Below are 12,217 nucleotides of genomic sequence, written 5' to 3' on the forward strand. Positions count from 1 at the left end.
TTTAAAGCCCCTTAATTTTTTTGTAAATATCGAAATATACAGCCTTAAGCTGGTTTTTCATTTGCAACTTCTATATCCGCTACGACTTGTTTCTTTGTTACACTACGCTTAGTAGCCTTTTTCATAATCTGCGGTTTGTCATCTTCAGGTAGACCCACAATTTTTTCAAATCTTTGAATCTCATCTTCTAAATGGGTCAATAAATTTTGCATCTTAGGCAAAGCATTTCGACATGCGGTTAAACCGACTTCTAATTTATCCATATAACTGGTCATTGTAATATTCAATGCTTGACCATCAAGTACGATAGAAGCAGGGTAGAGTGCGTCCAAACGTGCACCATTCCAATATAGCGGCTCTTTAGGCCCTGGTACGTTAGAAATAACGAGGTTAAATGCCTGACGTTTAGGTGCTAAACCAGAGATGATATTTAAACCTGCAGGACCATATACGAAGGCACTATAGTTGAGAATCTGATCTGAAGTCATGCGTTTGAATTTTTGTTTCGCATTCATTACGCTACGACGAATAAGATCGAGTCGTTCTAATGGATCGGCTTTATGTGTCGCTAAGTTGGCCAGAATCATCGTTATACGATTTGACATATCTGAATCATCCGTACGAACGGAGACAGGAACCATAGCGATTAATGGTTTCTCAGGTAAAGCACTTTGACTGATTAAGTATTCACGCAAAGCACCAGAGCAAATCGCGAGAACAATATCGTTAATGGTCACACCCAGTGATTTTGAAATATGGTTGAGGCGCTTAAACTCATATGACTGAGCAGCGAAACGACGCGATGAGCTGACTTTTTGATTCAGAATACTACTTGGGGCTTGGAAACTAGATACATAGTCCGGATTACGTCCCATATCCTTAAAGACAGTTTCAGACAGCACTTTGAATACACCCGGTGTAGACTGCACTTGACCTTTCAAATTAGACAATATTTGTTTTGCACGGCTTACTTTAGGTGTTTTAAGTCGCTTAGCACGCGGACCTTCGACACACCATGGCGGAACGATACTTCTTGCATTTGGATCATGAGAGAGTGATTTTTCAATTAAACGCATGCCTGCAATACCATCGACCATCCCATGATGTATTTTGAAATACATGGCGAAACGATTGCCTTCAATGCCCTCAATGATATGACACATCCATAATGGCTTAGCTCGATCAATTAATGAACTGTGCTCTTGGGAAATGTAGGTGAGTAGCTCACGAATACGACCAGGATGTGGTAGAGCAATATGTCTGAAGTGATGATCAAGATCGAATTCAGTGTCTGTGTCCCAAAACAGTCCGTTTAATTTATTATTAAACGGTGGAATTGGAATAGATTTTGAGTTGCGAATATCTGCCACTAAATCTTGAATAAAGGTTGGTGGCGCATCTTCTGGAATTTCAAATAAAAATAATCCGCCAACATGCATGGGCTGTTGTCTTTTTTCCAAAGATAAGAAAATAAAATCAAGCGGGTGTAATGGGCGCATAGTCTAGGTTTGCCTCACTGCAAATTTCTAAAATTGTTTTTTAGAATTATCAATCCAAGAGATCAGTATAGACGTATTTGTTGGAGGGGGCATAAATTTTTTTAATGAATGGTCAGTACAAAAAAGCCACTTTAAATCAGTGGCTTAAAACTTTGTGAGACAGTTTTTACTTTTTTAAATTACCTGAATGTAAACCACATTCTTTATGCGTTGCTTCTTCCCACCACCAACGACCTTCACGCTCGTGCTGATTTGGAAGTACTGGACGCGTGCATGGTTCACATCCAATTGAAATAAAACCTTTTTCATGCAATGGATTATATGGAATTTCCATCATGCGAATATAATTCCAAACGTCAGCACTCGTCCAATTCGCCAAAGGGTTGTATTTAATGAGTTGTTTACCTTCACCTGAAAAACCTAGATCAGCTTGAATCACTGGAATTTCAGTACGTGTACCCGGACTTTGATCTTTACGTTGACCCGTGATCCAACCATCAAGTGCTGCTAACTTTTTACGAAGAGGTTGAACCTTACGGATACCACAACACTCTTTATGATCATCTTGATAAAAGCTAAACAGTCCTTTTTCGTTGACCAGATTCTGAACAGCTTCAGCTTCCGGGAAACATATTTCAATGTTGATATTATAGTGCTTACGAACAGTCTCAATAAATTGATAAGTTTCTGAATGCAAGCGACCTGTATCTAGACTAAACACGCGAAAAGGTTTACCTAAATTTGCAGCCATATCAATCAATACAACATCTTCAGCACCTGAAAATGAAATGGCAATTTCACCTGTTTGATTTAAAGCTAAGGCTATAATTTCCGAAGGGGATTTATCTTCATACTCTGATGCAAGTGCATCAATTAAATCTATGCTTGGAATGGTAGTCATGAGAATCCTGGCGATATAGGCTTGGAAACAACAAGTCCTATATTAAAATATTTGATGTATATTTTAGTTGAATTCAGAGATTTATCTTATGAAATAAAAATAAATACTTATGAATAAAATAGATTTAAAAAATTACATCGATATTCAACAATCTTCGGCTATGATATTGCAAATTTTATTAATGCTGAGGGCAGTATCATGGAAATCGTTTGTCTAGATCTTGAAGGCGTTTTGGTTCCTGAAATTTGGATTAATTTTGCAAAAAAAACAGGAATTAAAGAGCTTGAAGCAACAACTCGAGATATTCCAGACTACGATGTGCTCATGACTCAGCGTTTAAATATTCTTAAACAACATGGTTTAGGTTTAAATGACATTCAAGCTGTTATTGCAGATATGGGACCGTTTGAAGGCGCTAAGGAGTTTGTCGAGTGGGTACGTACTCATTTCCAACTCATCATTTTATCTGACACATTCTATGAATTTGCTCATCCATTGATGAAGCAGTTAGGTTGGCCTACGATTTTCTGTCACAAATTAGAAACTGACGAAAATGGTATGATTACAAATTATAAACTACGTCAACCTGATCAAAAACGTAAAGCAGTGCAAGCTTTACACGGTTTAAATTTCCGTGTAATTGCTGCAGGCGACTCGTATAACGATACTACGATGCTCGGTGAAGCAGATCAAGGTTTCTTATTTGATGCGCCGGATAATGTAATTGCAGAATTCCCACAATTTCCTGCGATTAATGGTTATGCTGCATTGAAAGAAGCGATCCGCAACGCTTCTGTACGTGATATTCCAGCCTAAGTTATTACTTTGAAAAAAAGGACGCTTTAGCGTCCTTTTTTTATAACAATTGTTAGAATCGATACCCGATTTTCATGCCATAACCTAATGCATAATTGTTGCTGAATTCTCCAACATTTATGCCACCCGTTTGTGCAGTTGCATCGCCTAACCAGAAATATTTAACACCAGCTTGAATAAAGCTTTGCTGTGATGGGTTGAATTGACCACCTAAGCCTACACTCCAATAACCTTCAGTTGGACCTAAAGTGGTTACAGGGTTTCCAGCTCCAGAGTCATAGCCTACAGTTGTGGTTGCTGCCCATTGATCATTAAATTTATGTGCAACACCTAAGGTTGCAGAGTACTGATCATCGGAATACGAAATGAGATCCTGTCCAACTAATCCAAGTAATTTAGGTGTAACCGTAAATTGATCCCAATGAACCCAACGCAGGTTAGCAAACGCCAAAGTGTTTGTTGCAATTCCAGACTGTAAATCAATATTTACAGATTGTGGAGTAACTGCTTCAGTTACTGCAGCGATCTTATCTAATCTATTAAACTCAGGCTTTTTTAATGCATCGGCGTAAAGTGGAAGGAGCGAGGTTTCATTTGACTGAGCTTTGTGTTTAATCTCAGACCGATAAGTGATAGATGCTTTTAATGCAATTTTTGGAATTTGGTATGCAGTACCTGCAATCCAGCCGTAGGCTTCTTTTTGGTCTACATGGATGTTATAGCCATTTAAGACTTGGTATGCACTACCTTTTAAATTGATATCAGCTTCAACTGTTTGCCATACTGGACCAGCATAAAAATTCCAATTTTCAGTGGGTTGATAGCCAATGAGTGCTGTTAAATTTTGTGTCTTAACTTCAACTGATGTACCACTTAAACTATTGCCAAATGATTGATTTTTAGCATCGTATAATGCATCTGCACCAAAAGGCTGATCGTAAATTAATCCTAAAGAAACTTGGTCAGTAATCTGTAGTTTAAGAGCAGTGTTTACAAAATAATAATCACTGCCCATATCGGTAATTTTTTCGCCTGTTAAATCCTGACCAGTGATTTTATTAATCACTGTGGAAGAACCTTTAACGGTGGGATCTAAAACAGAAATGCCAGCTTCTGCATAATTACCTGATTGGAGAAATGCTGAAATCGACTGACCTGAACGATCTAATCCTGCGGCGTAAATTGAAGTTAATGGGAGCGTAGACAATAAGATTGAGTATGAAAGTACTTTAAATTTCATGATGTTCATCCATGAATGCCATATGGCGAAAAAATTGCATGAAAAATAACATAAATAAAAAAAGTGTAAATACTCAGAAGTGGTTGAAATATAATCAAATTTATATTACTTCATGATCAAATTATGAGGCTAAATAATTATGTCCATGTTTTTAAAAAGTATTATTGAGCAAAAAAGGAATTGTAGTTTGTGTCGTTTTTTTATTTTAAATGATGATATAACAAACAATTACTTTATACTTGTATAAAAATAAAAAAGACCACAATCATGTGGTCTTTTTTTATTGATGAATGATTAGAATTTATAGCCGATTTTAAGACCATAAGCTAAAGCGTCATTGTCTTCAAACTTTCCTGCTGCGCTATGTGCACCTGTCTGAGCATCAGCATCACCTAACCAGAAGTATTTAACACCACCTGCAATAAACGTAGCTGGAGTAGGGCTATATTGAAGACCTAAACCTACGTTCCAATAACCTTCTGTTGGTCCAAGTGTCGTTACAGGATTGCCTGCACCTGAGTCCCATCCAACTGAAACATTACCAGCCCATTGCTCGTTAAATTTACGACCTACACCTGTTGTTACAGACCATTGATCTTTAGAATAATCAACTAGGTTAAATCCATTAGGTTTGCCCAAAGATGGTAATAGTCCACCAGCAAGCTCTGATAATTGACCAAATTTATGAGGGCGTATAGAGAAACTTGACCAGTCTACCCAACGGATATTAGCGAAAGCAACCGTGTTAGCCATAATGCCAGATTGTAAATCTAAATTTACAGATTGTGGTGTAGTGATTTTAGTTTCACCAGATGAATTAAGACCTGCCAAAGCTGAACCTGGTAATGCTCCAGAAGCCACTAGTAAAGAACCTAGAGGCGCAATGAGAGGAATACTTTCATTAACATTGACTTTATGATCAATTTCGGAACGATAAGTAATCGATGCTTTAAGCGCAATCTCAGGAATTTGATATGCTGCGCCAGCTAACCATCCAAAGGCATTGTCTTCAGGAATATCAGCATCATAACCATTAAATAAGCTATATGCTGAACCACGAAGTTTTACGTTACCTTTAACTGTTTGATAGACTGCACCACCATAAAAGTTAAAATTTTCTGTAGGTTGGTAGCCTAAAATCAGTGATAAGTTTTGAGTATCAACTTCGACAGATGTGTTTCCAGTTATTTGAGTTCCTAAACCGATTGCAACTGGTAATCCAGTAGACGGATCTGTGATTACAGGTATACCGTTAAAGCTTCCTGTTGGATTAGCAGTCACTACTGGTAATCCATTTGTCAAAGCAGTTCCAGGTAATACACCATCGGCTGGGCTAGCGACAAAATTATTTGTTCCTGTGTATTCAGCATCTGCACCAAAAGGTTGATCATATAAAAGACCCACTGAAATATTATCAGTCGCTTGTATTTTTAAAGCTGCGGTAGGGAAGTAGTAATCACCAGCCATATCTCCAGTATGATTACCCGATAAATCTTTACCAGAGACAGATGGATCTAAAATTGAGATACCTGCTTCAAAGTAATTTCCTGGTTGAAGGAATGATGAAATAGATTGTCCAGAACGATCTAATGCAGCAGCAAAAGTGCCTGATGATGCTAAACCGAATAATACAGCAGCTGATAATTTTGTTAATTTCACTTGAATTTTCCCTGATCTTCTTCAATGAATTATTTTGTATTTTCCAATTGAATTGAGGATTAGTTATCTTAAACTGATCCTAAATCTTATGTTCACAAAATAACACATTAAGAATCAGAGTAAATACTCTAAGGAAATAAATTTATAATTGAATTTTAATTCTGATAAAAATAATAGGAATTTTATTTTTATATAAATTATTGAATTTATGAATTATTTAATTTTGAATGACAGTATCTTATCGTTAATTTATAAATGAACTATACAGTCAGTCAACGGCATTCATGATTAAATAAAAAAGAGCACTTAAGTGCTCTTCAAAAAATGAATAGAGTTTAGAAACGATAACCCATTTTTAGGCCATATGCCCAAGCATTGTTATCTTCAAACTTACCCACTTCACGACCAACAGATCGACCATCAGCATCTCCTAACCAAAAATATTTTACACCGCCACCGATAAAGGTTGCAGGAGTAGGGCTAAACTGAGCACTCAAACCTAGATTCCAGTAGCCTTCTGTTGGTCCAAGTGCGGTTACTGGATTCCCAGCTCCAGAATCCCAACCTGCGGATAATGCACCGCCCCATTTTTCATTAATCTTACGACCAACGCCAACCGTTGCAGACCATTGATCTTTATCATATTCAATAATATTTTGTCCTTGACCAGTAACAGCTTGTGTTAACAATCTAAATTTATCAATATCAATTTTTAGACCTCCCCATTCAACCCATCGAACATTTGCAAAAGCAACGGTGTTTGCCATGATGCCTGTTTGAAAGTCTAAATTAACTGATTGTGGAGTGCTGATTTTAGTATTCTGAGAAGGTGTATTTAATGCCCCACTCGAATCTAAATTTTTAAGATTAGTTAGTACTTGAGCTACTTGAGGTCCAACTATGCTCTCAACAATAAAACTAGGATAACCAAAATAACTTGAATAAGCGTTTATCAAACCATTGGCATCTTCCGTAGTTTCCAAACTATGGTCAATTTCAGATCTATATGTTAAGGATGCTTTTAACGCTATTTCAGGGATTTGATATGCAACACCAGCTAACCAACCATAACCTTCATCTCTTTTAAAATGAGCCTGATAATTCGCTAAACTAGATAAAGTTAAATTACCTCTCACATCCTGATATACACCACCGCCATAAATATTCAAATTTTCATTAGGTTGAAACCCAACAATAGCTGATATGTTATTTGAATTTACTTTAACCTCTGTTGAAGAGAGAGGAAGTGTACTATCTGGCAGTAATCCTGGAAGTAATCCATCTGTGTAATAGGCTGATGCTCCAAAGGGTTGATCATAGAGTAAGCCGAAAGAGAATTTTTCATTTAATTGCAGTTTTAATGCAGCACTTGGGAAGTAATAATCCTCAGCCATATCACTGATATTTCCAAGTTGGTTTTTACCAGATACATCAGGGTCAATAATGGAGATACCAGCTTCAAAATAGTTATTCGGTTGTAAAAATGCTCCTATCGATTGACCTGAGCGATCCATAGCGGCTGCATAAGCCCCAGAAATCGGTAATAAAGCAAATAATACAGATACACTGATGGTTTTTAATTTCATGTTATCTATCCTTAGATAATGTGAATTTTTAATTTAATAGAATTTTTTTAGTTATTTCCTTAAGAGCTGATAAATAAACGATTTATGCTAAAATGTTTATTTTTTACTCTACAAACAACATATCATAAAGGTAATGAGATGCAACAAAAATTTGACTGAAATGACATTATTTTTTTTATTTTGGGTCAATTTGTTGATAAGTGTATTAATCTTAGAAAATGGTGCGCCCTGCGGGACTCGAACCCACGCCGGTCACTTAGGAGGCAACTGCTCTATCCAGTTAAGCTAAGGACGCATACTAATCTGATCAAATAAATTTCTGAAAAAAAGTTATTGCTTAGCAATAACTTTTTTAATGCGTCTTACTATTTTCGGTAAAGTAATTTAAATAATACCAACATCAGGATAATCCAGATCGGAATCATGATCACAGCACCGCTTAAGCCCTGAGTCCACATGATGTAAAGCACGACAATAATAAACCCAAGAACCAAATAGTTACTGGCTGGTGACCATAGAGCAGGAAATTTTGAAGTGGTATTTGACAGTTTCATCGCTTGTTTAAATTTCAAGTGAGTCAACGCAATCATCGCCCAGTTAAGTACTAGAGCACCAACAACAATATAAATTAAATTACTTAAAGCATCTTCAGGTGCAAAATAGTTTAATAAAACACATCCGAAAATTAACACTGCTGACAACAATACCGCAGGAACAGGTACACCTTGTTTATTGGTTTTTTCAAAAATTTTAGGGGCATTCCCTTGTTTTGCTAAACCAAAAAGCATACGGCTATTCGCGTACATTCCACTGTTATATACCGATAGCGCAGCAGTCAAAATAATAAAGTTGAGCAGGTGAGCAGCCCAATCAATACCCAGTTGACTGAAGATCATTACGAATGGACTTTTATCTAGACCACCAAGTTGTAGTTGATTCCATGGAACTAAAGAAAGAAGAATTGTAAGCGACCCAACATAGAAAATCAGAATACGGAAAACAACTTGATTAATTGCTTTAGGAATCGTTTTCTCTGGATTTTCAGCCTCAGCTGCCGCCATACCAATCAGTTCAATGCCACCAAAGGCGAACATCAGGAATGCCAACATGAAGAATAAACCTTCGAATCCATGAGGGAAGAAACCACCGTGAGTCCAAAGATTACTGAATGATGCAGTAGAGTCAGATCCTGCTGTAAACAACAAGAATAGACCGAAGACAATCATCGACACGACAGCTGCTACTTTAATAATAGACAGCCAAAACTCTGATTCTCCATAAAATTTAACATTACAGAGGTTAACTAAGGTAATGATAATAAAGAAGAAAAGAACTGATGACCAAGCAGGAATGTGAGGCCACCAATAGTTAATATATTTTGCAACAGCTGTTAATTCGGTCATCGCGACCAAAATATAAAGAATCCAATAGTTCCAACCTGCTAGGAATCCAGGAAACTTACCCCAATATTTATTTGCAAAATGACTAAATGATCCAGCAACAGGTTCATGAACAATCATTTCGCCTAATTGGCGCATAATTAAAAAAGCGATTAAACCACCAATTGCATAACCCAAAATAATAGATGGGCCGGCAGATTGGATCACGTGTGCGGAACCTAAAAATAAGCCTGTACCAATTGCACCACCCATAGCGATTAATTGGATATGACGATTCTTTAAGCCACGCTGAAGTTGTGAAGACTTGTTATTCAAAGTATTCAGCCCGACGATTGAAATAAGTTACAAGATTGTAATAGATCAAATTGCATTAGCCTAGTACGTCAGCGTTCATGAATGTGTTTTATGATTTTAATAAAATAAAATTATTATAGAAAATTGATTTAATTATTTTTTAATCAATCATTTAATTTTATTAGAATTTATTTTTGTGAGAGTGAATTAAATTTAATCTATCGTAATTGATGGAAATTCATACCATAGTGTTAAGTGCTCATGTTCACATAAAAAATCATTTATACTGTGTTGAACTAAAAATCACGATTGATAACAAATATTAAAAGAGAAGGAATGAGCTATGAGTTCAACACCACAAATTAAAATTCCAGCCACTTATATGCGTGGAGGAACGAGTAAAGGTGTTTTCTTTAACTTAAATGATTTACCTAAAGAAGCTCAAGTTCCAGGTAAAGCAAGAGATCAGATCTTATTACGTGTGATAGGAAGCCCTGATCCTTATGGCAAACAAATCGATGGAATGGGTGGTGCTTCATCTAGTACCAGTAAGACAGTCATTCTCTCTAAAAGCGCTCAATCTGATCATGATGTAGATTATCTTTTTGGACAGGTTGCGATTGATCGACCATTTGTCGATTGGAGTGGCAACTGTGGCAATCTTACGGCAGCAGTAGGCTCATTTGCGATTTCAAATGGTCTCGTGAGTGCAGAAAAGATTCCAGAGAATGGGATTTGTACGGTAAAGATTTGGCAGGTCAATATCCAGAAATCGATTATCGCGCATGTCCCAATTACAAATGGTCATGTTCAGGAAACAGGTGATTTCGAGCTTGATGGGGTAACATTTCCAGCTGCAGAGGTGCAAATAGAATTTTTAGATCCCGCAGATGATGGAGAGGATGGGGCTGCAATGTTTCCCACAGGAAATGTGGTTGATGAGCTGGAAGTCCCAGATATTGGTCGCTTTCAGGTGACGCTGATTAATGCGGGTATTCCAACTATTTTTATGTGTGCTTCAGACTTAGGGTATGAAGGAACTGAACTTCAGGATCATATCAATAATGATGTCGAGGCCTTGGCCAAGTTTGAAAAAATTCGTGCTTATGGTGCTGTAAAGATGGGTATTATTCAGCATATTGATGAAGCGGTTCAACGTCAGCATACACCTAAAATTGCATTTGTATCTGCGCCTAAAAATTACATCTCATCTAGCGGAAAAGCAGTACAAGCTGATGAGATCGACTTGACGGTTCGTGCTTTATCAATGGGTAAACTACACCATGCCATGATGGGAACCGCAGCTGTAGCGATTGGAACCGCCGCTGCAATTCCTGGAACATTAGTCAATTTAGCCTCAGGTGGTGGTGAAAAAAAATCAGTCAGATTTGGGCATCCTTCTGGAACACTCAGAGTAGGCGCTGAAGCGGAGAAAATTAATGACCAATGGACGGTAAAAAAGGCCATTATGAGTCGCAGTGCTCGAGTACTCATGGAAGGATGGGTGCGAATTCCTGGCGATACGTTTTAAGATGAAAAAACCACTTTCGAGTGGTTTTTTTACGCGCTTAAAATATGTGATAAGTATACTAAATTAGTCTGGAAGCATTACTAACAGTACGATTCACTCATAAATAAATAAGACTATGACAATTTTGACATGTTATATTAAGGAAATAAGTCAACGTGATTATATTCACCGAATTCATAAAATTAAGTTGCTGAATAGCCTTCGCTCCACGAATAATTAAAATGAGAAAGACCAATGAAGAAGGATAATAATTTTGAGCAGGATACGCCCAAGATTGATCAAGAGTTTCTAAACCAAATTCATGCTACAAATAAATTAGATTTGGTATCTGTGATTGCCAAAATCCCTGTGCCTGTGGCGCTAGTTCAGCATGATGGTGTATTTATTAGTGCAAATCAATTATTTGCTGATATCTATGAGAGTGATGCACTCTATTTACTCGGAAAGAAATTAGGTTTCGTATCAACGACGGTTTACCAATTATTTCAAGATGCGCTGCAATTGTTTCGACATGATTCACGCTTATACAAAATTGAAAATGAATTCTATTCAAAAGGGCATTTTTTTCAAATTTATTTTAGTGCTTTAAGAGATAAATCAACCTCTTTGGATTGCGTGTTGATCGTATGTGCAGATATAACAAAATTGAAAAGACGTGAACGTGTCTTGATCCAAAATAATAAAAGGTTGTTTGAAGAGCTATATTTGGATCCTGTGACTGGGATGAACAATAAGCTGGCATTTGAACAGTTTTTAAAAGATCGCTTCCTTATTCAAGATCGGAAAAATTATTCTTTTATCAAGTTTGAAGTCGAAAATTTTAAAAAGTTTAATCAGCTCAATAGTTATACCATTGGCGATGAAATTTTGAGTCGTATTGGATCTCTGATTAAAGAGGAGTTGAATCAAGATTTAGCAGAAGTCTATCGTTTGAATTCTGCAAGTTTTATCTTGGTGATTCAAGAATCGACTCCTTGGAAAATTCTCACCATTGCTGAACGCCTAAAACAAACATTGGTCCGTGAAAAAATTTATTTCGATCCTCAAGAGGATGAGGTACTCACGTGTGCGATTGGGATTTTTCATCCTAATTGCCAGAAAATGTACTCAGAAAAGCAAATATTAGAAACCTTAGATCGGGCTGTTGACATTGCACATGTATTGGGTCGAAACTCGATTCATGTGTTAGATGAATAGTCACTCTTCATTTAAACCTATCACTAAATAAAACAAATCAGCATTGTGTATTGTAGCAATCACAATTGGTTGTAGAATAAAGACAATTTTATAT

9 protein-coding genes and 1 tRNA gene are annotated in these 12,217 nt (G+C 36.8%); 3 read left to right on the plus strand and 7 right to left on the minus strand.

Annotated features, from left to right (window positions below; translation table 11 throughout):
- Positions 1 to 44 precede the first annotated feature (44 nt).
- Both AC1M9E_RS03475 and AC1M9E_RS03480 read right to left on the minus strand, forming a co-directional pair.
- Entirely contained in the window at positions 45 to 1,499 is a 1,455-nt protein-coding gene (locus AC1M9E_RS03475) for a WS/DGAT/MGAT family O-acyltransferase (protein ID WP_481591639.1), read from the minus strand.
- Between the two features lie 166 nt (positions 1,500 to 1,665).
- Positions 1,666 to 2,400 (minus strand): phosphoadenylyl-sulfate reductase, encoded by a 735-nt coding sequence (locus AC1M9E_RS03480; RefSeq protein ID WP_488225031.1) that lies wholly within the window; start codon positions 2,398 to 2,400, stop codon positions 1,666 to 1,668.
- 198 nt (positions 2,401 to 2,598) lie between these two features.
- Here AC1M9E_RS03480 and thrH point away from each other — a divergent pair, with 198 nt between their 5' ends.
- On the plus strand, positions 2,599 to 3,216 hold the full coding sequence (gene thrH / locus AC1M9E_RS03485) for a bifunctional phosphoserine phosphatase/homoserine phosphotransferase ThrH (protein WP_035269809.1): 618 nt from the start codon (positions 2,599 to 2,601) through the stop codon (positions 3,214 to 3,216).
- Between the two features lie 52 nt (positions 3,217 to 3,268).
- Here thrH and AC1M9E_RS03490 read toward each other — a convergent pair whose 3' ends face one another.
- The 5 genes from AC1M9E_RS03490 to AC1M9E_RS03510 all read right to left on the minus strand — a co-directional run bounded on the left by AC1M9E_RS03490 (position 3,269) and on the right by AC1M9E_RS03510 (position 9,416).
- Positions 3,269 to 4,456 (minus strand): OmpP1/FadL family transporter, encoded by a 1,188-nt coding sequence (locus AC1M9E_RS03490; RefSeq protein ID WP_488225032.1) that lies wholly within the window; start codon positions 4,454 to 4,456, stop codon positions 3,269 to 3,271.
- Positions 4,457 to 4,750: 294 nt separating this feature from the next.
- Entirely contained in the window at positions 4,751 to 6,115 is a 1,365-nt protein-coding gene (locus AC1M9E_RS03495) for an OmpP1/FadL family transporter (protein WP_092767002.1), read from the minus strand.
- A gap of 335 nt (positions 6,116 to 6,450) precedes the next feature.
- Positions 6,451 to 7,701 carry an OmpP1/FadL family transporter gene (locus AC1M9E_RS03500; protein ID WP_488225033.1) on the minus strand — a complete coding sequence of 417 codons (1,251 nt, stop codon included), beginning with the start codon at positions 7,699 to 7,701 and terminating at the stop codon, positions 6,451 to 6,453.
- 219 nt (positions 7,702 to 7,920) lie between these two features.
- Positions 7,921 to 7,996, minus strand: a tRNA-Arg gene (locus AC1M9E_RS03505).
- A gap of 70 nt (positions 7,997 to 8,066) precedes the next feature.
- Entirely contained in the window at positions 8,067 to 9,416 is a 1,350-nt protein-coding gene (locus AC1M9E_RS03510; RefSeq protein ID WP_481954634.1) for an amino acid permease, read from the minus strand.
- Between the two features lie 322 nt (positions 9,417 to 9,738).
- Here AC1M9E_RS03510 and prpF point away from each other — a divergent pair, with 322 nt between their 5' ends.
- Together prpF and AC1M9E_RS03520 are read left to right on the plus strand one after the other, a co-directional pair.
- Positions 9,739 to 10,926, plus strand: a complete 1,188-nt coding sequence (gene prpF, locus AC1M9E_RS03515; protein WP_481954635.1) for a 2-methylaconitate cis-trans isomerase PrpF — start codon at positions 9,739 to 9,741, stop codon at positions 10,924 to 10,926.
- A 234-nt stretch (positions 10,927 to 11,160) separates the two neighbouring features.
- Entirely contained in the window at positions 11,161 to 12,123 is a 963-nt protein-coding gene (locus tag AC1M9E_RS03520) for a GGDEF domain-containing protein (protein WP_481593594.1), read from the plus strand.
- Positions 12,124 to 12,217: the final 94 nt, after the last annotated feature.

The sequence above is a fragment of the Acinetobacter sp. 24-47-47 genome, assembly GCF_057737035.1.